Raw genomic sequence first — 24,624 nt, forward strand, 5'->3', positions numbered from 1 at the left:
TCCACGACACCCCGCCCGCGGGCAGCCGGGATTCGCCGCCGCCGTGGGTGATACTGCAATTTCGCTGGTGGGCGCCGTGTCCACCGGTCCGTGGACGGACGCGAGGGACGCACACACGTATGGCCGACGGGCAGGACGACCCCCACGAGGACGACCGGACCGGGCCGCCGGGGGCCGGCGGGGAACCGGGAGCCGAAGACGGGGAACCGGGAGCCGAAGACGGGGAACCGGGAGCCGAAGGCGGGGAAGCCCCCGAGGAGGACACGCCGTCCGCGCCGGGCGCCACAGCCCTCGGCGTCCGGCGGTACCGAGGGCGGCGGACGATGCGGGTGACCGCGCTCGCCGTCTCCGTCCTGGTCCTGCTGACCGCCGCGACCGGCGCCTTCCTCTACCTCCGCCTGGACGGCAACATCCGCGATCTGCCCCTGTTCGGCGGGGTCGGCGGCGACGCGGGCACCGAGCGGGCCGACGCCTTCGGCAGGACCCCGATCAATGTGCTGGTGATCGGCTCAGACACCCGCGCGGACCCGGAGGACTGCCGGCTCGGCGGCGACTGCGGCCCGGGGCAGAACGCGGACGTGGGCATGGTGCTGCACATCTCCGCCGACCGCTCGCACGCCTCGGTGCTCAGCATCCCCCGCGACACGGTGACCGACCTGCCCGCCTGCCGCGACCCGCACGGCGGTGTCACCGAGCCCCGGCACGCCCAGATCAACTCCACGCTGCGCTACGGCCCCGGCTGTACGGTCGCGGCCGTGCACGCGCTCACGCGGATCCCCATCGACCACTTCGTGATGGCCGACTTCGCGGGCGTGGTCCGGATGTCCGACGCGGTCGGCGGCGTCCCGGTCTGCGTGGACCGCAATGTGTACGACTCCTACTCGCACCTGAAGCTGGCCAAGGGCAGGCACGAACTCCAGGGCACGGCCGCGCTCCAGTTCCTGCGCTCGCGCCACGCGTTCGGCGACGGCAGCGACCTCGGCCGTACGGACGCGCAGCATCTCTTCCTCGGCGCGCTCGCCCACCGGCTGCGCGAGAACAGCACGTTCACCGACCCGGCCTCACTGCTGGACCTCGCGGACGCGGCCACCCGGGCGCTGACCGTGGACACCCGGCTCGGGAGCGTCTCCCGGCTGGTCGGCCTGATCGACGACCTGCGCAAGGTGCCGTCGGCGCGGATCGCGTTCGTCACCATGCCCAACATGCCCGATCCGGAGGATCCCGACCGCGTGGTCGTCTCGCACTCCGGCCGCCGCCTGTTCGCCGCCATCGCGGCCGACCTCCCGCTGACCGTCACGGACTCCCGGGCGATCGACGGCAAGCCCGACGATCCGACGGACGCCACGGGCCCCACGGACTCCGCGGATTCCACGGCGGGGGTCACGGGTGGTGACGACGGCGACCCGTCGGGGGACGCGACGCGGGACCCCTACGGCGGCGAGGCGGCCACCGCCACCCCGCGCCCGACTCCGGCCCCGCCCCTGACCCATGCCTTCGGCCGTACCGCCGGCGGAAAGGCCGCCTGCGCGCGGGTGGCCACCGGACCCGCGGTCACCGTGCGTGGCGAGACCCTGACCCCGAGCGCCGCCTTCCGCGCCACCCCCTGGATCCCGGTCTCCGCGCCATGACCGCCCCGCTCACCTGAGCACGCGGGTGCGGAACGCGCTGTGCGGCGCGTATGCGGCGATACTGGGGGGAGACGCGACAGCCCGGCCGGAGCATGCCGTGGGCCGACCGGGCAAGGCGGTCCCCGAACCGCGTCCGGCCCCTTGACCTGGACGAGGGCCCCCGGGCGCCGCACTGCCGACCTTCTCAGGAGGTACTGATGAAGATGCTGATCAACGTCGCCGAGACCGTGGTCGCCGACGCGCTGCGCGGGATGGCGGCGGCGCATCCGGAGCTGACCGTCGACGTCGAGCGGCGGGTGATCGTGCGGCGGGGGGCGCCGTACGAGGGGAAGGTCGGTCTGGTGTCCGGCGGTGGTTCCGGGCACGAGCCGCTGCACGGCGGATTCGTCGGGCGCGGGATGCTGGACGCCGCCTGTCCCGGCGAGGTCTTCACCTCGCCCGTGCCTGACCAGATGGTACGGGCCGCCGCCGCGGTCGACAGCGGGGCCGGGGTGCTGTTCATCGTGAAGAACTACACCGGTGACGTGCTCAACTTCGACATGGCCGCCGAGCTGGCGGAGGACGAGGGCGTGCAGGTCGCCAAGGTCCTGGTCAACGACGACGTGGCGGTGGTCGACAGCCTCTTCACGGCGGGACGGCGCGGTACCGGTGCGACGCTCTTCGTGGAGAAGCTGGCGGGCGCCGCGGCCGACGCGGGAGCGCCGCTCGACCGGGTGGCGGCCGTGGCCCGCCGGGTCAACGAGTCCTCGCGCAGCTTCGGCGTGGCGCTCAGCGCCGTGACCACGCCCGCCAAGGGCGCCCCGACCTTCGACCTGCCCAGCGGCGAGCTGGAGCTGGGAATCGGCATCCACGGCGAGCCGGGGCGCGAGCGCCGGGCCATGATGACGTCCGGCGAGATCGCCGATGTGGCGGTCGACGCGGTCGTGGAGGACCTTCAGCCGGACGGACCGGTGATCGTGCTGGTCAACGGGATGGGCGCGACGCCGCTGCTGGAGCTGTACGGCTTCAACGCCGAGGTGCACCGGGCCCTGACCGAACGCAAGGTCCCGGTCGCGCGCACACTGGTCGGTAACTATGTGACCTCGCTCGACATGGCGGGCTGCTCGGTGTCGATCTGCCAGGTCGACGAGGAGCTGCTGGGGCTGTGGGACGCGCCGGTCTCGACGCCCGCGCTGCGCTGGGGCTGCTGAGCGCCCGCTCTCCCGCGCCGTACCGACCGCTCCCGGCCACCGGCCGCCACCGCCGAAAGGACCGTACAACCGTATGAATGCCCTCCCCTCCCCCGGATCCGCCGGCTCCACCGTCGACGCGGACTTCGTGCGGCGCTGGCTGGACACGGCCACCGCCTCCGTCGACCGCGAGTCCGAGCGGCTGACCGAACTCGACTCGCCCATCGGCGACGCCGACCACGGCAGCAATATGCGGCGCGGTTTCATCGCGGCGCGCGACGCCGTCGAGCAGGAACCGCCCGGCACGCCCGGCGGCGTGCTGGTGCTGGTGGGCCGGACGCTGATCAGCACGGTCGGCGGGGCGTCGGGGCCGCTGTACGGCACGCTGCTGCGCAAGGCGGGCAAGGAGCTGGGCGACGAGGAGGCCGTCGGCGCGAACCGGCTGCGGGACGCGCTGCGCGCGGGGGTGGACGGGGTCGCCCAGCTGGGCGGCGCGTCGGCCGGTGACAAGACGATGCTGGACGCGCTGCTCCCGGCGGTGGACGCGCTGACCGGCGCGCTCGACGCGGGCGGCTCGCTGTCCGAGGGCCTGGCCTCCGCGGCCTCCGCGGCCGACGAGGGCGCGAAGGCCACCACGCCGCTGCGCGCCCGCAAGGGCCGGGCCAGCTACCTCGGCGAGCGCAGCGTCGGCCACCAGGACCCGGGCGCGACCTCGGCGGCCCTCCTGGTCGACGCGCTGGCCGCCACGGCGCGGGACGGTGCCGCGTGACCACCCCGATAGTCGGCATAGTGCTCGTGTCGCACAGCGCCTCCGTCGCGGCCTCCGTCGTCGCGCTCGCCACCGGACTGACCGGCGGCGCGGCCGATGTGCCGGTCGTCGCGGCCGGCGGCGGCCCGGACGGCGGGCTCGGCACCAGCTCCGATCTGATCGTCTCGGCCGCCCGTACGGTCGACCAGGGCGCGGGGGTGGCCGTCATCGCGGACCTGGGCAGCGCCGTACTCACCGTCAAGGCGCTGCTCGCGGACGACGAACTGCCCTCCGGCAGCCGGTTGTTGAACGCCCCCTTCCTCGAAGGCGCGGTCGCCGCGGTCGTCACGGCCTCGACCGGCGCGGACCTGGACGCGGTGGCCGCGGCGGCCGAAGACGCGTACACCTACCGCAAGTTGTGATCTGAGGCGCCGGAGAAAACCGCGGGCCCCCGCCGTCCCACACGGGTGACGGCGGGGGCCCGCGGGCTGCTGCGGGTCAGCGTCCGTAGCTGATCAGGGCGCGGACCATGCGGCAGGTGATGTCGGACGGCGGGTGGACGCCGATGCGCTCGGCGGTGTCGTGGATCCGGCGGTTGCTCGCCTGCGCCGGATCGTAGACGCCCGAGTCGAGCAGGGCGATGACCAGGCGCATCGTCTTGAGCCGGCGGTTGTGCGCGATGTACCACTCACGCGGCCGTCCGGCGGGAAGCGGCTTCTTCGGCAAGGACAGTAGGGGCAGTGCGGCAACGGCCATCGGCATCCTCCTGAGGCGTCGGCCAACCCTCTCGAACACTGTCGATTTTACCGCCAAGCACTGACAAAGGCCGCTGCTCAGACGGGGGTTGGCGGAGGTTCTTCCGACCCGCGCGAGGGCCCTCCGCACGGCGCTTCGCGGGCACTTCGCGGCACTTCGCAGGGCACTTCGCCGAGGGCCTTCGCGGTCCGCCGGACAGGCCCTAGCCGCCGAGCAGCCGTACGGCGTGGTGGGCGGCGGCGAAGCAGCGCGGGTCCTCGTAGGTCGCGTACTCGCGCCGCGCCACCTCGGCGATCTTGATGGCGTGTTCGTCGCGCAGTTCGACCGCGGCCTCGACGATCCGGCGGCGCTCCGCGGGGTCGTGGGCGTCCACGACCGGTGCGGCGGGGTCGGGTTCGCCGCGTCCGGTGAAGATGTTGAGCAGCGTTCCCGACACGTCGCGGACCGCTTCGTAGGAGGGCAGCGCGAGTTGCGGCGGCAGGTGCGGCAGCGTCATCCGGACCGCGGCGGGCGCGGTGACGGCGTGGATGGCGGGCACCGGATTGCCGCCCGGCCGCATCAGGGTGTAGCGCCCGGCGCCGATCGCGGTCAGCTCGGCGAGCGCGGCGTCCACCGACTGTTCGAGCCGCGCGTCGGCGGCGGCGAACAGCTTGGACTTCGGTCGGCGGCCGAGTGTCCTGACCGCGCCCACGGCCTTCGCGCCGCGCGCGAGGGCGCCGTCCGGCGGCTGGTAGAGCGCGGCCCAGAAGGCGAGGCCGTTGGCCAGTTCGTGGAGTTGTACGGTGCTCGGCGCGCCGACGGCGGTGATGCCGCGTACGGCGTGCGCGGTACGGATCACGCCGTGGGTCAGACCGGCGAACATGCCGGGAGTCAGCCGGGGCCACCACTTGACCAGGGTCTCCCGCCAGCCCGCGCCGTCGATCTCGCGCCGGAACAGCGTCGCCCAGTCGGCGAGCCGCCGGGCCTCGCCGAGCGCGGCGCGCCAGGAGTCGGGGTCCGCCGCGTCGATGGGGGCGAAGAGGTCGGGCGGCGCGCCGAGGCCGCGGTGGCCCGCGTACCACTCGACCCAGTCCGGCACCTGGTCGCCGTGGCCGAGGGCGGCCAGCGCCTCGGCTCCCATCGGGGCGTGGAGCGCGAATCCGCGCAGCTGATTGCCGGACCCGAGGAAGAACCCGGCGTGACCGAGCCGTTCCAGGGCCTCGTTGACGGCGGTGTCGTACGTGTCGTCGCGCGTGCTGTCGTACGCGTCGTCATGGCTGGGGGTGGCGTCGGGCATGGCGGGCACGGTCCCCTCGGGGTTGCGCGGAAGCGGCGGGTCGGGCGCGGGCGGTGCGGTGCGGTGCGGTGAGTCGCAGTACGGTGCGGTGCGGCGAGTCGCGGGCGGCGCGGTGCGGGAAACGGGCCCCGCTCCCCCTCGAACCGGGGAACGGAGCCCGCGCACCGCTGTCGCCCTGTACCGGTTCAGCCCCTGGCGGGGGCCGGGTCGGCGGGCGAGGCGGCGGCCTCCGCGGCGGCGATCTCGTCCGCGCTGAGCGGCAGCCCGTGGGGGTTGGCCGAGGCGCCGTCGATCTTCTTGACGAGCAGGCAGGACAGCGCGCCCAGCGCCATCACCACGACGGACACCAGCAGTGTCGGGTGCATGGCGTCGATGAAGCCGTGCCCGAAGACCGCGGCGCCCGCGTCCTGGATGCGGTGCGCCGCGTCGGCGGGGACGTCCGAGGGGAGCTTCAACCCCGAGGTGTTGCCCGCCACTTCGAGGTGCTTGCCCGCGTTGTCGAAGCTCTTCACGAACCCCTCGCGGTAGTCCGCGGGTACGCTCCCGGCCCGCTGCGCCGCCTGGTCCTTGAGGGAGGAGGCGAGCTGCCCCTGGAGCACCGCGCCGACCACGGCGCCCGCGAGCACGGAACCGACCTGCCGCAGCGCGTTGTTGACGCCGGACGCGGCGCCGGTGAGCTTGGGCGGCACATTGCGCATGACCTCGGTGGCCATCGGGGTGAAGGTGCAGCCCGCGCCCATGCCCATGATGAACAGCGGTGCCACGATGCCGGTCCAGCTCTGGCCGACGTCGGCCACGGACATCACCCACAGCAGACCGCCGCCGTACAGCACGAGGCCGGTCATCAGGATGTACTTGCCGCCCAGCTTCTCGGAGAGCACACCCGCGGGCCCGGCCATCACGAAGGTGCCGACGGACAGCGGCAGCAGCACGATGCCGGACTTCATGGCGCTGTAGCCGAGGATGGACTGGAGGTAGACGGTGATCGGGAGGAAGAGGCCCACGATGCCGAACGAGATCGCGATGCCGACGAAGTTCATGATCGTGAAGTTGCGGTCCTTGAACAGCGAGAACGGCACGAGGGGTTCGTTGTCCTGCTGGCCGCGCTGATAGACCAGGAAGACCGCGAAGACCACGGCGGAGGCGGCGATCGACGTCCAGATCCAGCCGTTCCAGTTGTACTTCTGTCCCTCGATCAGCGCGAAGGAGAGCAGGAAGAGGGTCAGCGACAGCAGGACGACGCCGGGAACGTCGAAGCGGTGCTTGACCGTTCGTTCCGCGTTGGGGATGAACAGCAGGGCGCCGGCCACCGCCAGGACGCCGAGCGGGATGTTGACGAAGAAGATCCAGCGCCAGTCGATCTTGGTGACGAGCACGCCGCCGACGGCCGGGCCCGCGGCGCCGGACACACCGGCCACGATGCCCCAGATGCCGAGCGCGACACCGCGCTTCTCGTGCGGGAAGACGTCGATGATCAGGGAGAGGGTCTGCGGCAGCAGCATCGCGGCGCCGATGCCCTGGATCGCGCGGAAGGTGATGAGCTGCGACGGGTTCTGCGACAGACCGCAGGCCAGGCTCGCCAGGGTGAACAGCGCGACGCCGTAGACGAAGAGGTTCTTCTTGCCGGTCAGATCGCCCATCCGGCCCGCGGTGATCAGGAGTACGGCGAGCGCCAGGGTGTACGCGTTGGTGATCCACAGGATCTGGTCGAGTGACGCGTTCAGGTGCTCCACCATGTCCGGAATGGCGATGTTGACGATCGTCAGGTCGAGCAGTGTCATGAAGAACCCGATGGACAGCACCGTCAGGATCGCCCACGGGTTGCCCCGCAACTTGTTCACAATTCCTCCTTGCCGTGGGCGTGGCAGGCGCTCACGGTCGCGTGTGTCGTTCGAGGCGGCGACGATCAGCTCTACGGCCCCAAGAGGAGCCCTCCGCGAGCGGATGTGACATCGCCGTCGGGCGGTGAGGCAGGGATCACAGGCGTGACACCGGCGCGGCCACCGGCGGGAATCGCCGAGGTGAACGCGCGGGTGCGGGGGTGTACTCGCCCGGCGCCCGCGGCGCGGTCAGGGCGGCGAAAAGCCCCCGTGTGAAGGGGAGTTCCCCCACGGAGGCTGTTGTGGGGCAGGACAAGCCCCTGGGAAAACCGTGACAGACGCCTTCTGGTCCGTCAACCGGCGACTACAGGTGGGTCACCTCGCGCAGCACGGCGACCTCACGGGGTTCGAGCCCTTCGAGAATGGACAGGGCGGTGCGGCGGACCTCGGCCGCGGCGGCCGTGTCACCGGCGGCGTGATGGGTGTCACCCAGATAACTGAGCGTCACGACCTCCTCGGCGAGGTCGCCCAACGCCCGGGTGATCTCCAGCGACCGTTCGAAGGCATCGACGGCCTCCGCGTACTGCCCGAGCCCGTGGTGCGCGTAGCCCAGATTGTCCCAGGCGACCGCCTGCATCGGCCGGTCGCCGAGCACGCTGTAGAGCGCCAGGCCCTGCTGACACTGCGTCAGGGAGGCGGCGAAGTCGCTGAGCCTGCCCAACAGCCAGCCCGCCGCGTTACGGGCCCGCGCCTCGCCGTGCTGGTGCGCGATGACGTTGAACAACTCCGCGGCCTGCTGGGCGTATTCGAGCGCTTCCTGGTAGCGGCCCCGGTGTTCGAGCACCGAGCTGAGGCCGAAGTAGGTGTGGGCGAGACCGGTGCTGTCGTCGAGGTCGCGGTAGACCCCGGCGCAGTGTTCGAGGTGGGTGAGGGCGGCCGGGTAGGCGACCAGCCACGAGTAGCTGGTGCCGAGACCCCGGTGCACGCCGGAGCGCCGGGGGCCCCAGGGGTCGGGCGGCGAGGCCGGGTTGGGGCCGCGCCGGTCGGAGACGCCCATCAGAATCCAGCCGAGCCGGTCGGAGTGCACGTCGAAGCCGTTGACATCGGCCTGCGTGACGGTGGCCATCAGGACCTGCTCCTCGGCCTCCATCCACTCCGCAGCCCGCCGCGCGTCTGCGAGCGTCTCGGGCACCGCGCCCGGCTCCGGGTCCCCCAGCGTCAGCGGGATCGGCACCGGGCTCAGCAGCCTGGCCGCCACGTGGGCGGTGTGCAGGTAGTGGTCGAGCACCCGCAGCAGGACCGTACGGCGCTCCGCCTCGCTGTCGTGCGTGGCGGTCAGCTCACCGGCGTACGCGCGGAGCAGGTCGTGGAAGGTGAAGCGGCCCGGCACATGCTCCATCACCAGGTGGGCACGGGTCAGGTCGTACAGCGCGCGGCGTGCCTCGGCGACGGTCACCCCGGTCAGGCTCGCCGCGGCCGGGACGGTGATGTCGGGTCCCGGGTGGACCGACAGCAGCCGGAACATCCGCCGGGCGGACTCCGACAGGTGGCCGTACGACCAGGAGAAGACCGCGCGCAGGTCGGTGGAGGCGTCGCCGATGTCGAGGGTGTCGAGCCGGTGGCGTACGTCGCGCAGCGCGGCGACCAGGTCGGCGAGCGACAGCCGGGGCGAGACGAGGGCGCGGGCGGCGGCGATGCTCAGGGCGAGCGGCAGCCGGGCGCACAGTTCGACCAGTTCGGCGGCGGCCTCGGGTTCCGCGGCGGTGCGCTCGGGGCCGAGGCGGCGGGCCAGCAGGTCCAGCGACTCCACCGCGCTGAGCAGGTCGAGGGTGACGGGGGTGGCGCCCTCGGCGGCGATCAGGCCGGTCAGTTGATTGCGGCTGGTGATCACCACGGCGCAGGAGGTGCTGCCGGGCAGCAGCGGCCGGACCTGGTCGGTGTCGCGCGCGTTGTCCAGGACGATCAGGACCCGGCGGCCCGCCAGCAGGGTGCGGTAGAGCGCGGCGCGGGCGTCCAGTTCCTCGGGGACGCTCTCGGCGGGCACCCCGAGCGCGTCGAGGAAGCCGCGGATCGCCTCGACCGGCGCCAACGGGCGGGAGCCGGGAGCGAATCCGCGCAGATTGACGTGGAGCTGGCCGTCGGGGAAGCGCTCGGCATTGCGCTGCGCCCAGTGGATGGCCAGCGTCGTCTTGCCGATGCCCGCGGTGCCGTCGATGGCCGAGATGACGGCGGTGCCGCCGAACTGCACGGCGTGGTCGAGGAGTTCGTCGAGGAGCTTGAGCTGTCTGCGGCGGCCGGTGAAGTGCCGTGAAGCGGCGGGGAGTTGGCGGGGCACGCGGGCCGGGGCGGCGACCGGTCCGCCCTCCGTGGCGCGCGGCTTCTCGGGGGCGGCGACCGAGGGATCATTGGCGAGAATCCGCTGGTGCAGCAGGTCGAGCGCGGGCGGTACGTCCAGGCCCATCTCGTCGGCCAGGCGGGTGCGCAGCCCGCGGAAGGCGGCGAGCGCCTCGCTCTGCCTGCCGCCGCGGTGCAGTGCGAGCATGAGCTGGCTGACCGGCTTCTCGCGCAGCGGGTACTCGGCGACGATCGCGGACAGCGAGGCGACCACTTCCGTATGCCGCCCGAGGGCCAACTGGTGGTCGGTACAGGTCTCCTGGACCGCGAGCCGCCGTTCGTTCCAGGCCGCCGCCCTGGCCTCGATCACCCGCCCCGAGAGCCCGGCGAGCGCGGGTCCGTGCCACAACTCCAGCGCCGCGCCCAGCAGTTCCACGCACTCGGCGAGGTCGCCCGCGACGCGCGCCGACTCCGCGGCGGCCACCTGACGGTCGAATTCGGCACTGTCCAGAGCGCCTTCGCTCACCGCCATCCGGTATCCCGCGTCTCCGACGGCCGTGATGTCCCCGGTCCCGCCGGGAGCGGCGACCAGCGCCGAGCGCAGTCGCGACACCGCGTTGCGGATCTGCTTTCCGGCCGTGGCGGGCGGAGTCTCGTCCCAGAGGGCGTCGACGAGGTGGCTGAGCGATACGGTCCTGTTGGCTTCGAGGAGAAGCAGCGCGAGGACTCGCTGTTCCCTGGGCCCGCCGAGGGATATTCGGGTCCGACCGGACCAGGCCTCCAAGGCGCCGAGGACCCGAAACCTCACGCCGTCCCCCTTACCGGGCTCGCCCGGCGTTGTGATCGGAAACTGCATCATAGACCGCGGGCTCCAATGAGGACCAGTTGAGGACGAGTTGAGGCCGCCGTGCCCAATGCTTGAGCCAGGCCCTTCAGTTGAGTAGTCGATGTAGTCGATTGATTAGTCGATCAGTGCGGTGAAGGCAAACAAGCTTGGCGGTCTTCCGCCACCCAACGGGGGTGTGGCGTGAAGATCGGCTCGATGGCATACGCCTCGGGTCCCGGCGGCCGACGGCCGGGACACGCGCGGTGCCTCCCCTGGGCGAGGCCCGGGTTCGGAACCGGCACGGGGCGGCTCCGCACCTGGGCCTCGTTCGTACCCCCGCGCGGGCCGGTGTCCTCGGTGCGGCTGTTACGGGGCCGGGTATCCGGGGTGCGCCGCTCCCGGAGCGGTGGCGGGCGCGAACCACGTGGGGTCGTCGCGCAGCGCCATGTCGATCCGGCCGCGGGCGATCGGGCCGAGCGGCGGCAGTTCGTCCAGCGCGAACCAGCGCACGTCGAGCGATTCGTCGTCGTTCACCCGCGCCTCGCCGCCGACGGCCCGACAGCGCAGCACGATGTCGATGTACTGGGCGCGGTCGCCGTTGTCGTACCTCACCGGCTCGTTGGTGAAGACGCTCAGCACCTTCTCGACGACGGCGTGCACCCCGGTCTCCTCCTCGATCTCCCGGACGGCCGCCTCGGCGGGCTGCTCGCCCGGGTCGGGGATGCCACTGATGAGCGCCCACTTTCCGGTGTCCGTACGGCGGTTGAGCAGGATCCGGCCGCGGTCGTCGAAGACGACGGTCACCACACCCGGCAGGAGCAGCAGGGTGTCCCCCGCCTTCGCGCGGATGTCTCGGATGAATTCGGGAATCGCCATGCCCAGAGCGTACGAGAACGACGGTGAACGCCACACCAGCACCAGGTTTCCCACGTGGTGCCGGGTTCCCGTACGACGTATCCACAGGTCGGGGTGTCACCCGTTACGGTGGCGACAGACAGCGCCCACGCGGGGAACGCGGGTGTGACGGTACCCCGTCGCGCCCGGGTGGCAGGGGGTACCGGGGGATGGACACGACGGCCGGCGGGACGCCGGGCGCCACGCGTGCGAAGGCGGCCGGGGCGCCGCGGCGCGAACCGCGTCTGTACAGCGGCACCACCGACGCCGTCGGCATCGCCCTCCTCGTCTGCTGCGGCGTCTGGACGCTGATCGCCGCCGCGGGCCGCGCCGCCCGCCCCGAGGGCACCCTGCTCGCCATCCTCGCGGTCAGCGCCGGATACGCGGCCGGCCGCATCCTCGGCGCGCTGCTGCCGGTGCTCGCGCCCGCCGTCGCGGCCGTGGCCGTACTCGCCCTGGTCCTCGTCCCGCCGAGCCGGCTGTCCGCGCACCCCGACGCGCCGCCGCTCGGCTATCCGAACGCCGACGCCGCGCTGCTGGTCCTCGCGGTCGGCGCCGCCTGCTGCGCCGCGTGGGCGGTCCGGGGCAAGGGGTGGCGGCTCGGGCTGCGGCTCGTGGCAGCGGGCGCCGCCGTCACCGCGCTCGCGCTGGGCTCGGCGGCGGGCTTCGCGGCGGGGATCGCCGTCGTCCTGTACTCGCTGGCGGCTGCCCGGATGCGGCGACGGCTGCTCGGCCTGTGCGGACTGGCGCTGGCCGCCGCGCTCGCCGTCGGCGGCAGCTACGCCGTCGCGGTCGACGCCCTGCCGTCCGGTCTGTCCGAATCGCTGACCGGCCAGCTCACCCAGCCGCGGGTCGAGCTGTGGCACGAGGCGATCGACCTGGCCGAGCGGCACCCGCTGCGCGGGGTCGGGCCCGAGCGGTTCACCGAGGAGAACGCCGGTCCGCCCGCGGACGCCACCACCGCCGTCGCCGCCTCACCGCCGTCCGCGCCGCTCCAGCTCGCCGCCGAGCAGGGCATTCCGGGCGCGGCGCTGCTCGCCGTCGCCTTCGGCTGGCTGCTGTACGCCCTGTGGCGCTCGCCGCGCCCGACCCCCGTCGTCCTCACCGCGGGCGCCGCCCTCACCGGGCTCGCCCTGCTCGCCACCGTCGACCACGTGCTCAGCTACGCCGTGGTCACCGCGGGAGCCGGGTTCCTCGCGGGCATGGCCACGGCCCGCCCTCTGCCGGACGACGGCTGCCCGCCGGTGGCCGGGTCGGCGCCCGGTCCCTTGCTGCCGGACGACGGATTCGGTCCACTGCGCTGACCGGGTGACGCGGCCTCGGGGCCCGCCCCGGATACGGGTGTGCGGGCCTGGGCGTCTCCGGCCCGCGGGACGCGGGTCAGGCGCCGGAGGTGTGGCGGGCGGTGCGCAGCGTCAGCAGGTCGCGGATGGTGTCCACGGCGCCCTGCGCGTCGTCGACGGTGACCGTGAAGCGGCGACCGCTGCCGAGGTCGATGACCAGGCCCTGGCCACGGCGGACGACGACCGCGGTGCCCTCCTCAGGGCGCCAGCGGTAACCCCAGCCGCCCCAGTTGCGCGGGCTGACCAGGGGCGCGAGCTGGGCGCCGCTGACCTGCTCCAGCGGGATACGGCGGCGCGGCACTCCGATGTGGCCGCAGCGCACGTCGACCGCGTCGTGGTCGACCCGGACCCTGACGTGCGTGAAGGCGACCGTGCCGAACAGCACCAGCAGTCCGACGGCCACGCAGCCCACCACGGACATCACCAGCGGGGCCAGGCCCGAGGCGGCGTCGGGGCCTTCCACGGCCAGCTCGATGCCCAGCGCCATGCAGGCGGCGCCACAGGCGGCGAGCACCCATTGCATGCGGTTACGGGCCCGCCCCGTCCAGACGTGGGGCGCGCCGCTCTCCGGCCGAGGAGGGTGCGTCATGCTGTGAAGGGTACTGGGATACCCACCAGAAGGCAGCCCTATGCACTCAGGCGGTGGCGGGTGTCACCAATGAGGCGCCTTCGGCGTACGCCAGCGCCGCCGCGGGGAGCGGGGCCGACCGGCCGTTGAGGACGACCTCGATCCGGCCGCCGCCGGTCGCCCGGGCGGCGGACCCCGCACGGCGCAGCGCCTGCGCGGCGACGGCGTCCGCCGAGCCGTACAGCACGGCGCCGGGGACGGCCGCGGCGATCCGGTCGGCGACGAGTTCGTAGTGCGTGCAGCCGAGCACGATGGCCCGCGCTCCGGCGGGGGTCAGCGCCGCGGCGGCGGCGACCGCGGCGGCCACGGCCGCGGTGTCGCCGTGCTGCACGGCGTCCGCGAGACCGGGGCAGGGCACCTCGGTGATGTGCGCGCCGTTGCCGAATTCCGCGATCAGTCCGCGCTGGTACGCGCTGCCCGTCGTCGCGGGCGTCGCCCAGATGGCGAGGGAGCCGCCGGCCGCCGCCGCGGGCTTGATCGCGGGCACGGTGCCGACGACCGGCACCGCCGGTTCGAAGGCGGCCCGCAGCGCGGGCAGCGCGTGCACGGTCGCGGTGTTGCAGGCGACGATCAGCGCGTCGGGCCGGTGCGCGACCGCGGCCCGCGCGCACTCCAGCGCCCGCCCGGTCACGTCCTCCGCGCCGCGCGGACCCCACGGCATTCCCTCGGGGTCGGACGACAGCACCAGATCCGCGTCCACCCGCAGCCGCCGTACGGCCGCCGCCGCCGCGAGCAGTCCGATCCCGGAGTCCACCAGTGCGATCTTCACCCCGCCACTCTAGCGACGCCCCCCGCCCCGCTGCCGCGTCACCACCCCCGACCCGCCCACGCCCCGATGCCGATCCCCGCACCGCCGGAGCCGCCGCCGCGCGTCGGTCGGGGGGGGTCGGCCCGATCCGCGTCGAGGAGGGCGGGGCGCGCCGGGCCGCAGGGGGCCGCGCCCCTGCGGATGAGGCCATGGCCGCGGCCCGGACCTAAGTCGTCGCCGCCGCAGGCGGTGGGTATCGCAGCCGCCGGGCGGCCGTCGGCGGGCAGGGAGGCGGTCCGATCGGGCTTCGGGGAGGGCGGGGCGCGGCGGGTGGTGGGGGGTGGGTGCGGCAGACTGCGGGGCGTGACGGTGTTGATGGTGATCGCAGGGGTGTCGTTGCTGGCCTGGGTGTGGCTGGTGGTCGGGCAGGGGGGATTCTGGCGGACCGATGTGCGGCTGCCGCGGCGGGGCGCGCTGGACGAGTGGCCGTCGATCGCGATCGTCGTGCCCGCGCGCGACGAGGCCGAGGTGATCGGGGTGAGCCTGCCGTCGCTGCTGGCCCAGGAGTATCCGGGCCACGCCGAGGTCTTCCTGATCGACGACGGCAGCACCGACGGCACCGGGGACCTGGCCCGCGCGCTGCACGACCGGCACGGAGGTCTGCCGCTGACGGTCTCCTCGCCCGGCGAGCCGCCGCCCGGCTGGACGGGCAAGCTGTGGGCGGTCCGGCACGGCATCACGCTGGCCGCCGAGCGCAGCGGCCCCGACTACCTGCTGCTGACGGACGCCGACATCGCCCACCGGCCGGACAGTCTGCGCGAGTTGACGGCCGCCGCGGTCTCCCGCGACCTCGACATGGTCTCGCTCATGGCACGCCTGCGCGTGGAAACGGGCTGGGAGAAGCTCATCGTCCCGGCCTTCGTGTACTTCTTCGCGCAGCTCTACCCCTTCCGCTGGATCAACAAGGCCCGCTCCCGTACGGCCGCCGCCGCGGGCGGCTGCGTGCTGATCCGCGCGTCGGCCGTGGCCGCCGCCCGCGTGCCCGACTCCATCCGGCAGTCGGTGATCGACGACGTGGCGCTCGCCCGCGCGGTGAAGCGTTCGGGCGGCAGGATCTGGCTCGGGCTCGCCGAACGCGTGGACAGCGTGCGGCCCTACCCGGACCTGGGCGAGCTGTGGCGGATGGTCTCGCGCAGCGCGTACGCGCAACTCCGGCACAATCCGGCGGTGTTGCTCGGCACGGTGCTCGGGCTCGCGCTGATCTATCTGGTGCCGCCGCTCGCGGCGGTCGGCGGCGCGATCGCCGGGGCCTGGCCGCTGTGCGCGCTGGGGCTCGCGGCGTGGGCGGCGATGGCGGCCAGTTACGTACCGATGCTGCGGTACTACGGTCAGCCGTGGTGGCTGGCGCCGACCCTGCCGTACACGGCGGCGCTGTACCTGCTGATGACCGTCGACTCCGCGGTCGAGCACTACCGCGGCCGTGGCGCGGCCTGGAAGGGCCGCACCTACGCGCGGCCCGACGCCTCCGTCTAGGGCGCGTCGGCGCCCAGCCCGTCGAGGCCCGCACCAAGTCCCTTCAGCCACGCCTCACTTGCGGCCAGGCGTCCAGTTCAGGCCCCAGCCGTACGCGTAGTCCGTCGTGCGCTGCGGGCTCACGCCGCGCCTGGGGACCAGATAGCGCGCCTCGCGCCGTACGACGAGGTCGTCGCCCTCGCGGACCAGCAGCGCGAGGGCGCAGACGTTGGACTGCACGGTGCACTCGTCGAGGACGAAGTCGACCGGGGCGCCGTACTGCGGCTGGAGCGTGACGGTGGCGTGCAGTCCCGCGAAGCTGCGAGCGCCTTCGTAGATCGTGACGAAGACGAGGATCCGCCGGAAGTGGGCGGTGTGGTCGAGGTTGACGGTCAGATTCTCGCCGGACGCGCTGCCGCCGGTGCGGTCGTCGCCGTCGAGCAGGATGAACGGCGGCTGGTAGAGCGAGCCGAAGGCGTTGCCGAGGGCCTGCACCACACCCTTGCTGCCGTCGGAGAGTTCGAAGAGCGCGCACAGGTCGAGGTCGACGCCGCCGCCCTTGCGGAACCGCCCGCCGCCGCGGGCCGGGTCGACCCGCCAGCTCAGATTGACCCGCAACGCGCCCGTCGCGCCGCCCTGTTTGGTGAGCGAGACCGCCGGCGCGTCCTTGGTGAGCGTGACCTTGGACAGCCGTACCGGCGCGGGTGCCGAAGCCGGAACGGGCGGTGCCGTCGGGGCGGGTGGTGCGACGGGTACGACCACGGTCGGCTCCGGAGCGACGGCACGCGTCGCCTCGGGCAGAGGGTCGGACATGGGCTCGGACATGGGCTCAGGCACGGGATCGGGTACGGGCTCGGGCACCACCTCCGGCAGCCGCTCCGGCAGTTGATCCGCCCGCAGCCCGTACGCGGCGCCCAGCCCCGCGAGCCCGGAGCCGTACCCCTGCCCGACCGCCCGGAATTTCCAGCCGCCGCCGCGCCGGTAACACTCGCCGAGGACGTACGCCGTCTCCGCCGTGGCCCCCTCGCAGTCGAAGCGCGCGACCTCCGCTCCCCCGTCGGTGACGCGCAGCCGCAGTCCGGGGATCCGGCCGAAGGTGCCGCCGTCGGAGCGGGCGACGATCAGCACGGAGGTGACGGCCGTTTCGACGGACGTGAGGTCAACCGAAAGAGTGTCAGTGACCGTGCCTGCGGCCGGGTCCGGATCCGGCGTTCCACCAGCCGCGTAGCGCACCGCGCCGGAGGGGTGCACGGGTGCGGCGGCGTGCACCAGATCGTCCGCATCGCGGGCCCCGGTGTCCGCCACGAGCAGCGCGCAGACGTCGGCGCGCGGGATGCCCGTACCCGCCCGCCTGGTGAACTCCACCTGGAGGACCGCCGTGGGCAGCGGCATGTTCTCGCCCTTGCGCAGCGTCATCGGATGCCCCCTCGCACGTGCGCCGAGACGCCCGGTAACACCAAGGACGCACGGCTTTTACCTGATCACATCATGAGACGCTGACCGTTTTCCCCGGATTCGCTCATATTGGGGACAGGACCGCGCAACACGCAGCACAAACAACCCGCTAATCGGTCTCCCCAACGACCACATCGTGGGCTTAACTTATGGCTCATGAGCTCCCCCCGCGGTTCTTATGGTGGCGGCTACAGCGGCTACTACCCCTCGTCCTCGTCCTTCCCGGACACCCCGATCTACGACAGCCTCGTGGCCGAGCGAGGCACACCGCAGATCGCCCCCATCCGCGTGCCGTCCTACACCCCGTACGAGACAGGCACCGGATACAGCGGCTACCCCGGCAGCAACCTTCCCGCGCTGCCCGCCCTCCCGGCTCTGCCGTCGGGGCCGTCGGCCCCCTCGCCGCAGTACACCCAGCCGCAGCCCGCCGCGCAGAACGGCTACCCGACGCCCGCGTACCAGCCGCCGCCCGCGCCTTACATCCCGCAGCAGACCGCCGCCCCGCGCGGCGGCTTCAACGGGAACGCCTTCAACGGCGGCAACGGCGGCGCTTTCAACGGCGTCGGCTCCAACGGGACGGGCACCGGCAACGGTTACAGCAACGGCGGCGGGTACCCGGCGCAGCCGCCGCAGCCCTCCCCCTCCGGCTACGAGGCCGCGCGGCCGGTGCCGCCGCGTCCCGTACCGCCGCGGCAGGCGCCCGGCGGCCACCCGGAGGAGCAGTATCCGCGGCGCAATCTCGGCCAGGGCGTTCCCCCGGCCGCCGGAGGCGGTTACTACCAGGGCTGATCAGGTACCTCCCGGGCCGATCGGCCCGGCGCGCGTGCTGGCAGGATGGCGGTATGACCTCGACCGTCCTCAGCGCGCTGCACATCTACCCGGTCAAGTCGCTGCGTGGAATCAGCATGCGGACGGCGGTCGTGGAGCCGTGGGGGCTCACCGCTGACCGCCGTTGGATGCTGGTCGACCGCGAGCGGGGCAAGGCCGTGACACAGCGGGAACAGCCGCGTATGGCGCTGCTGGCCGCCGAGCCCGTGGGGGGTGGCGGTCTGCGGCTGACCGGTCCCGGGCTGCCGCCGCTCGATGTCGCCGTGCCTGAACCGGGTCCGCTGGAGACGGTGACGCTCTTCGCCCACAAGATCGAGGTCGTGCCCGCGGGGCAGGCGGCCGACGACTGGTTCAGCGGGTATCTCGGCCGCCCGGTGCGGCTGATGCACATGGACGACCCCGCGGTCCGGCGGCCGGTCGACCCCGATTTCTCCGCGCCGGGCGACATGGTCAGCCTCGCCGACGGCTTTCCGCTGCTGGTGACCACGACCGCCTCGCTCGCCGCCCTCAACTCGCTGATCGCGCAGGGCGAGCGGGCCGAGGAGGGCCCGCTGCCGATGAACCGCTTCAGGCCGAACGCGGTCGTGGACGGCACCGAGGCGTGGGCCGAGGACGACTGGCGGCGGGTACGGATCGGCGAGGTCACCTTCCGCGTCCCCAAACCCTGCGGGCGGTGCGTGATCACCACCACCGACCAGGGCAGCGCCGGGCGCGGCAAGGAGCCGCTGCACACCCTCGGCAAGTACCGCAGGATCGGTTCGAGTCTTGTTTTCGGCCAGAATCTGATCCCCGAGAACCCCGGAACCCTACGGGTCGGCGACCCGTTGACCATCGTGGAGTAACGCGTCGCCGCGGCGCTCCCGCGACCCCCGCGGATCCACACGCATGAGTCGCGCCGTTTGCGGTAGTTGAACGGGTGTGAAGGGGGTCCGTCCATGAATCGCCAGAGTCGGCAGCGTCACCGCACACGGCTCAGGAAGTTCGGCTGGCGGTGGCGGCGCAATCCGCTGCGGCGCCGCTCCGATGTCGTCGAGGCATGGCTCGGCGTGGCCACCGTGGTGCTGCTCTGCGCGACCCCCGCGCTCGGCTGGTGGGCGGGCAGTTCGGTGGACCGGGCCCTCCAGCGGGTGGTGCGCACCGAGAACGCGCAGCGGCGGCTGGTCCCCGCCACCGTGCTGGATCCGCCGGACACGACGACGCCCGTGGTCGCCGACAAGGTCGGCACCGCCGATCCGCGCCGCGGCGATCTGCTGCGCTGGAAGTCCCCGGACGGCGAATCCGTCTACAGCGCGACGGTGCCCGGCGACATCGAGGTCTGGCGCAAGGGCGGTATCTGGCTGTGGACGGACCGCTCGGGCGAACTGGTCGCGCCACCGCTGGATTCGGCCACCGCCGCCACGCACTCCGTGCTGGCGGGCACCGCGGCCGCGACGTCCGCCGCCGGATTCCTGATGATCGTACGGCAGTTGGTGATGTGGCGGCTGATGAGCCGCCGGCTGACGAGCTGGGAGCGGGACTGGGCCCGCGTCGGCCAGGACTGGGGCCGCGCGGGAGCGGGCGGCTGAGCGGCGCGACGACCGGGCGGGACCGCGGGCGGACCGGTGTTCGTCAACAGCCGCCTTCCGCGCACGCTACGGTGGGTCCCCGGTCAGCAGATGCAAGAGGTGGGGGCACAGCAGCCCGATGGCACATGGCGTGGTCCAGGTGACCAATCCGAACAGCTCGCGGTGGCGCCGCCGCACGGGCGAGTACGAGTCCCTGGCCGCCGCGGTCGAAGCGGCGGCGGACGGTGACATCCTCTCGGTGAGTTCAGGCACCTACCGGGAGAATCTGGTGCTGGACCGCGCGGTGACACTGCGCTGCGCCGACGGCGCCGGGACGGTACGGATCGCCCCGGCCTCGGGCGTGGCGCTGACCGTACGGGCCGCCGCGACCGTCCAGGACCTCGTGGTCGAGGGCCAGGACATCTCGGCCGCCGCGCTGCTCGTCGAGGCGTGCGCGCCCGAGCTGACGGGCCTGCGGATCAACACCCGTTCCGCCGTGGGCCTTGAGGTGCGCGACGGCGCCCGGCCCACGGTGCGGCAGTGCACGGTGGACAATCCGGGCGGCCTCGGGATCAGCGTGCTGGACGCCGCGGGCGGGCTGTTCGAGGAGTGCGAGGTGGTCGCCGCGGGCCAGAGCGGGATCGCCGTACGCGGCGGGGCCGCGCCGCGCCTGGAGCGCTGCCGGGTGCACAACACCTCGGGCTCCGGCCTGTCGGTGACCGGCGAGGGCAGCGCCCTGGAGGCGGTGGGCTGCGAGGTCTACGAGATCCGCGGCAGCGGTGTGCAGGTCTCCGCGCGCGCCTCCGCGCACTTCACCGACTGCCAGGTGCACCGCACGACCGGCGACGGCATCTCGCTGGACACCGACGGGGTGCTGGCGATGGCGGACTGCGACATCCACGACATCCCGGAGAACGCGGTCGACCTGCGGGCGCGTTCGGTGCTGACGCTGACCCGCTGCCAGGTCCGCCGCTTCGGCCGCAACGGCCTGTCGGTGTGGGACCCGGGCACCCGCGTGGACGCCAACCAGTGCGAGATCCACGACAGTACGGGCGACTACCCGGCGGTCTGGGTGAGCGACGGCGCCGTGGCCATACTGGATTCCTGCCGGGTCCACGACGTGCCGGACGCGCTCTTCGTCCTGGACCGGGGCTCGCGCGCCGATGTCGTGGACACCGACTTCTCGCAGATCCGCAACACCGCGGTGTCGGTGAGCGACGGCGCGAACGTCCAGCTCGACGACTGCCGGATCCGGGAGGCCGCCACCGGCGCCTGGTTCCGCGACCACGGCAGCGGCGGCACGCTCGCGCAGGTCACCATCGACGACACCGCGACCGGGGTGATCGTCACCAAGGGCGCCGACCCGGCGCTCGACCGCTGCACGGTCACCAACGCGGCCGAGTCCGGCATCTACGTCTCGGCCGAGGGCCGCGGCACCTTCACCGCCGTCCGGGTCACCGGCAGCCGCGGCTACGGCTTCCACATCATCGACGGCTGCCGGTCCACGCTGACCCGCTGCCGTACCGAGCGCTGTGCGCGCGGCGGTTACGAATTCGCCGAGCCGGGCCCGGTCACCGAGGACTGCACCAGCGACCGGGCGGCGACGGAGGCCGATCCGGTGCCGGTGCCCTCGGGCGCCGCGACCGTGCAGCAGGCCGCGGCGACACAGTCGTACGGGCTGCTCGGCGGTGTTCCCGAGCAGCGTCCGGTGGCCGAGACCGCGCCGCCCGAGCAGGTCGCGCGGGACAGTGACGACGTGCTCGGCGACCTGGACGCGCTGGTCGGCCTGGACAGCGTCAAGCGCGAGGTGCGCACGCTGATCGACCTGATCGCGGTCGGCCGCCGCCGCCAGGAGGCCGGGCTGAAGGCGCCCTCGCTCCGCCGCCACCTGGTCTTCACCGGCTCCCCCGGCACCGGCAAGACCACGGTGGCCCGGCTGTACGGGGAGATCCTGGCGTCGCTCGGCGTGCTCCAGCGCGGCCATCTCGTCGAGGTGGCGCGGGTGGACCTGGTGGGCGAGCACATCGGGTCGACGGCGATCCGTACCCAGGAGGCGTTCGAACGGGCCCGCGGCGGTGTGCTGTTCATCGACGAGGCGTACGCGCTGGCCCCCGAGGACTCCGGGCGGGACTTCGGACGCGAGGCGATCGACACGCTGGTGAAGCTGATGGAGGACCACCGGGACGCGGTGGTGGTGATCGTCGCCGGGTACACCGCGGAGATGGAGCGCTTCCTCGCCTCCAACCCCGGTGTGGCGTCGCGTTTCTCACGGACCATCACCTTCGGCGACTACACCGCGGAGGAGCTGCTGCGGATCGTGGAGTCGCAGGTCCTGGAGCAGGAGTACCAACTCGCGGACGACGCGGGCGAGGCGCTGCTCAAGTACTTCACCGCGATCCCGAAGGGTCCGGGGTTCGGCAACGGCCGCGCGGCCCGGCAGACGTTCGAGGCGATGGTCGAGCGGCACGCGGGACGGCTGGCGCAGGTCGAGGAACCCACGCACGAGGAGCTCCAGTTGCTCTACCCGGAGGATCTGCCGGAGCTGCCCTGAGCGGGCAGCGCGGGCAGCGCGGTCGGCGCCGGGGCGGACCGTACGGCCCGCTCCGGCCCTGACCGCGCCAACTCGGCGAGCAGCGCCGTGCGTTCCTCGGCGAAGGCCGGGTCGGCCTGGAAGTCCGAGTGCCCGAGCACCGGTTCCGGCAGCGGGTGGTACAGACTGCGGCCGTACGCGACGGGGTCGAGCAGCGGACCCCGGTCGACGTACGGCGCGGCCGAACTGCCGTGCTCGCCCTGTGCGTTGGAGCGGGCGCCGAGGTGGACGGGGCCGCCGATCGGGTCGGTGCGGCGCCACAGATTGCGCCAGGCGTGCATGTCATCGTGCAGCGCGCGCAGCCGGTCGGGCCCGAAGTGGGCGGGGAACCAGCGGCCGTAGAGCCGGGCCAGCGGACAGCCGTAGGTGAGCAGGGCGACGCGGGCGCGGGTGGCCGGGTCGAGCTGCCAGACCGCGGCGGCGGCCAGGACGCTGCCCTGCGAGTGGCCGGACAGGATGATCCGGCCGCCGGTGCGCCGCGTCCAGGTCTGGATCCGCCAGCTCAGGTCGGGCACCGCGCGCTCGGCGTAGCAGGGCGGCGCGAAGGGGTGCGCGGCGCGCGGCCAGAAGGTGCCGACGTCCCACAGGATGCCGACCGTGCGGCGCGCGGAGGCGTCGCGGTACGCCCGCCGTCCCAGCGCGATCAGCGCCACCACTCCGGCGCCGACCATCCAGGAGCCGAGCGCCTGCGCGGTGCCGGCGACCGCGTCGAGGACGCCCGGCGCCCCGGCGGCGGTCTCCCCCGGTGTGCGGCCCGAGCGCAGGGCGCCCACGAGAGCCCCGGCGCCCAGGGCGAACGACGCCGCGCACACCACGGCGATCAGCATCGGCGCGCTGTCGGTCAGCCCGGCGCGGGCGAGGGTCCCGGCGATCTGCCGGGTCCTGGTCCTGTGGTGCGGCTCGTCCGGGTACATCCGCTCGACCTCCGCGCGCAGCTCCCGCTCCCGGCGCCGCAGCCGCCACATCACCGCGGCGGCGCACAGCAGGAGCACCGCGAGCACGGCGGGGATCACGGACGCCTCCCAGGTCAGCACGGCGGGTGGCCCGGCCAGCGAGCTGCCCTTCTCGCCGGGCGTCGGACCCCGGTCCAGCCAGTCCGCGCACCGCTGCGCCACCCCGCCGGTCAGCACTCCGCCCATCGCGCAGGCCAGCAGCGCGACGGCGGGCCCGGCGAGCCCGCGCAGCGCGACCCCGCGGTCGGCGGGCAGGCCGTCGGGGGCGTCGTCAGGCACGTCGTCAGGCGCGTCGTCAGGTGAATCGTCGGGCGCGTCGTTGGGCGCGTCGGCGGACCCGCGAGGGGCCGCGGACGTCGGCGCGTACTCCGGCGGAGGCGAGCGGTGCAGGAGCAGCGCCGTCACCGCGAGCGCGGCGATCAGCGCGCCCTGGAGCACGGTGAGCGCGGTGAACGTCTGGGCGGCGGGCAGCCGTCCGGCGGAGGTCCAGCCGGGCCGGTGCCAGGCGCCGTAGACGACGGCCGCGGTCAGTGCCGCCGCCGTGCCGTTGAGCAGGACCCGCGTGGTGAGCCGGTCGGTGGTGTCGTCCACGTCGTTCTCGGTACGGCGGGCCCGGCACGCGGCGACGACGGCCGCCGTACCGAGCACAGCGAGCAGCCCGGCGAGCGTCCAGCCGACCGCCGGGAGCGCCCGCCCGCCGTGCCCGTGGTCGTAGCGCAGGGCCGGGACGCACAGGGCGGCGGCGACGGTGAGCAGGCCGGCGGCGGTGTGGGCGGTGCGCAGCCGGGCGACGGACCGGCGGCCGTACCAGAATCCGGGCAGCGCGAGGGCGGGGGTGCCGGAGCCGGGCGGCGGGGCCTGCCGGTCGTTCGGGCGCTGCGACTCGTACGCGTACCAGGTGCGGTGGGACAGCCACCACAGCAGGCAGGTCAGGGCGAGCGGTGCGGTGGCGGCCAGGGCGAGGCGGCGGCCTGGCTCGCTCCACCAGCCTCCGCGCTCGACGGCCGCGAAGCCGAGCCACGCCTTGTCGCGGGCGCAGGCGGCCCGGCCCGCGCACTGCCACGCGACGATGTCGAGGGCGACTTCGCAGGCGGCGGCGACCAGCAGCACGGTGAGGGTCAGCGCGATCAGCCGGACGAGGACGTCGTAGCCGCGGCGCAGCCGGTGCCGGGTGGACGGCGGGCGCATCCAGTGCGCCAGGTTGGCGATCATGAACGGCAGGAGCAGCAGCCACAGCGCGCGGCTGCCGTTGCCCGAGGTGAGGTTGGACCAGCAGTACGCCTCGGCCACCGGGCCGTCGCGGTGTTCCTCGGGGTGCTCCTCGGCGTCGGCGTCGCGGACGCGGCGGTGTAACCCGGCGATGTCGTCGCCCGCGACGCAGACGATGCGGGAGTCGTCGAGCATGAGGGCGGGGGTGGTGCCGCCGACTCCGTGGACGAGGAGTTCCAGCGCGAGCGTCTCGCACGTACCGGCTTCGGGTCCGGTGTTCGCCTCGGGTTCCGCTTCGGCTCTCGCCTCCGCTTCCGCCGCCCGCGCGTCCGTTCCGCCTTCCGCTCCCGCTCCCGTTCGTGG

At 73.6% G+C, this 24,624-nt stretch carries 19 protein-coding genes; 10 read left to right on the forward strand and 9 right to left on the reverse strand.

The features are described from left to right. The first annotated feature begins 119 nt into the window (after positions 1-119). From ACFZAM_RS27690 to ACFZAM_RS27705, 4 genes are all read left to right on the forward strand, one after another. Positions 120-1,628, forward strand: a complete 1,509-nt coding sequence (locus tag ACFZAM_RS27690; RefSeq protein ID WP_391050145.1) for an LCP family protein — start codon at positions 120-122, stop codon at positions 1,626-1,628. Positions 1,629-1,825: 197 nt separating this feature from the next. Then, positions 1,826-2,818: a dihydroxyacetone kinase subunit DhaK gene (gene dhaK / locus ACFZAM_RS27695; protein ID WP_391050147.1), complete on the forward strand. Its 993-nt coding sequence runs from the start codon at positions 1,826-1,828 to the stop codon at positions 2,816-2,818. Positions 2,819-2,891: 73 nt separating this feature from the next. Beyond that, the gene (gene dhaL, locus ACFZAM_RS27700) at positions 2,892-3,566 is read left to right on the forward strand and encodes a dihydroxyacetone kinase subunit DhaL (protein WP_391050149.1); all 675 of its coding nucleotides are present in this window, start codon (positions 2,892-2,894) and stop codon (positions 3,564-3,566) included. Then, positions 3,563-3,967: a PTS-dependent dihydroxyacetone kinase phosphotransferase subunit DhaM gene (locus ACFZAM_RS27705; protein WP_391050151.1), complete on the forward strand. Its 405-nt coding sequence runs from the start codon at positions 3,563-3,565 to the stop codon at positions 3,965-3,967. Before dhaL ends, ACFZAM_RS27705 begins: the two co-directional genes overlap by 4 nt. 76 nt (positions 3,968-4,043) lie before the next feature. Here ACFZAM_RS27705 and ACFZAM_RS27710 read toward each other — a convergent pair whose 3' ends face one another. The 5 genes from ACFZAM_RS27710 to ACFZAM_RS27730 all read right to left on the reverse strand — a co-directional run bounded on the left by ACFZAM_RS27710 (position 4,044) and on the right by ACFZAM_RS27730 (position 11,433). Continuing rightward, positions 4,044-4,301, reverse strand: coding sequence for a hypothetical protein (locus tag ACFZAM_RS27710; protein WP_355343930.1), 258 nt, complete (start codon positions 4,299-4,301; stop codon positions 4,044-4,046). A 202-nt stretch (positions 4,302-4,503) separates the two neighbouring features. Next, complete coding sequence (locus ACFZAM_RS27715) at positions 4,504-5,577, reverse strand: hypothetical protein (RefSeq protein WP_391050154.1); 1,074 nt, start codon at positions 5,575-5,577, stop codon at positions 4,504-4,506. Positions 5,578-5,762: 185 nt separating this feature from the next. Continuing rightward, the gene (locus tag ACFZAM_RS27720) at positions 5,763-7,418 is read right to left on the reverse strand and encodes a DHA2 family efflux MFS transporter permease subunit (RefSeq protein WP_391050156.1); all 1,656 of its coding nucleotides are present in this window, start codon (positions 7,416-7,418) and stop codon (positions 5,763-5,765) included. A 343-nt stretch (positions 7,419-7,761) separates the two neighbouring features. Further along, a complete protein-coding gene (locus ACFZAM_RS27725) occupies positions 7,762-10,539 on the reverse strand; it encodes a BTAD domain-containing putative transcriptional regulator (protein ID WP_391050157.1) in 2,778 nt (925 codons plus the stop codon). 384 nt (positions 10,540-10,923) lie between these two features. After that, positions 10,924-11,433, reverse strand: coding sequence for an NUDIX domain-containing protein (locus ACFZAM_RS27730; protein WP_391050159.1), 510 nt, complete (start codon positions 11,431-11,433; stop codon positions 10,924-10,926). A 188-nt stretch (positions 11,434-11,621) separates the two neighbouring features. Between ACFZAM_RS27730 and ACFZAM_RS27735 the strand changes: the two genes are divergently transcribed. Then, positions 11,622-12,755, forward strand: coding sequence for an O-antigen ligase family protein (locus tag ACFZAM_RS27735; RefSeq protein WP_391050161.1), 1,134 nt, complete (start codon positions 11,622-11,624; stop codon positions 12,753-12,755). A gap of 76 nt (positions 12,756-12,831) precedes the next feature. On the opposite strand, the gene ACFZAM_RS27740 is transcribed toward ACFZAM_RS27735, so the two are convergent. After that, positions 12,832-13,383, reverse strand: a complete 552-nt coding sequence (locus tag ACFZAM_RS27740; RefSeq protein ID WP_391050163.1) for a hypothetical protein — start codon at positions 13,381-13,383, stop codon at positions 12,832-12,834. A 46-nt stretch (positions 13,384-13,429) separates the two neighbouring features. Next, on the reverse strand, positions 13,430-14,191 hold the full coding sequence (locus tag ACFZAM_RS27745) for an aspartate/glutamate racemase family protein (RefSeq protein WP_391050165.1): 762 nt from the start codon (positions 14,189-14,191) through the stop codon (positions 13,430-13,432). 354 nt (positions 14,192-14,545) lie between these two features. Here ACFZAM_RS27745 and ACFZAM_RS27750 point away from each other — a divergent pair, with 354 nt between their 5' ends. Then, positions 14,546-15,703 (forward strand): glycosyltransferase, encoded by a 1,158-nt coding sequence (locus ACFZAM_RS27750; protein WP_355344119.1) that lies wholly within the window; start codon positions 14,546-14,548, stop codon positions 15,701-15,703. A 54-nt stretch (positions 15,704-15,757) separates the two neighbouring features. Here the strand turns inward: ACFZAM_RS27750 and ACFZAM_RS27755 are convergent, their stop codons facing one another. Further along, the gene (locus ACFZAM_RS27755) at positions 15,758-17,098 is read right to left on the reverse strand and encodes a TerD family protein (protein ID WP_391050167.1); all 1,341 of its coding nucleotides are present in this window, start codon (positions 17,096-17,098) and stop codon (positions 15,758-15,760) included. Between the two features lie 195 nt (positions 17,099-17,293). On the opposite strand from ACFZAM_RS27755, the gene ACFZAM_RS27760 reads away from it, so the two are divergent. The 4 genes from ACFZAM_RS27760 (at position 17,294) to ACFZAM_RS27775 (ending at position 22,060) form a co-directional block, all read left to right on the forward strand. After that, a complete protein-coding gene (locus ACFZAM_RS27760; RefSeq protein ID WP_391050169.1) occupies positions 17,294-17,926 on the forward strand; it encodes a DUF6643 family protein in 633 nt (210 codons plus the stop codon). Between the two features lie 53 nt (positions 17,927-17,979). Then, positions 17,980-18,807, forward strand: a complete 828-nt coding sequence (locus tag ACFZAM_RS27765; RefSeq protein ID WP_355343902.1) for an MOSC N-terminal beta barrel domain-containing protein — start codon at positions 17,980-17,982, stop codon at positions 18,805-18,807. Between the two features lie 93 nt (positions 18,808-18,900). Then, complete coding sequence (locus tag ACFZAM_RS27770) at positions 18,901-19,530, forward strand: hypothetical protein (RefSeq protein WP_391050171.1); 630 nt, start codon at positions 18,901-18,903, stop codon at positions 19,528-19,530. 118 nt (positions 19,531-19,648) lie between these two features. After that, the gene (locus ACFZAM_RS27775; protein ID WP_355343896.1) at positions 19,649-22,060 is read left to right on the forward strand and encodes a right-handed parallel beta-helix repeat-containing protein; all 2,412 of its coding nucleotides are present in this window, start codon (positions 19,649-19,651) and stop codon (positions 22,058-22,060) included. Here ACFZAM_RS27775 and ACFZAM_RS27780 read toward each other — a convergent pair. Beyond that, entirely contained in the window at positions 22,030-24,456 is a 2,427-nt protein-coding gene (locus ACFZAM_RS27780) for a hypothetical protein (RefSeq protein ID WP_391050277.1), read from the reverse strand. The genes ACFZAM_RS27775 and ACFZAM_RS27780 overlap by 31 nt on opposite strands. Positions 24,457-24,624 lie beyond the last annotated feature (168 nt).

It is taken from the genome of Streptomyces sp. NPDC008079, from assembly GCF_042957385.1.
In the GTDB taxonomy this organism is placed as follows: Bacteria; Actinomycetota; Actinomycetes; order Streptomycetales; family Streptomycetaceae; genus Actinacidiphila.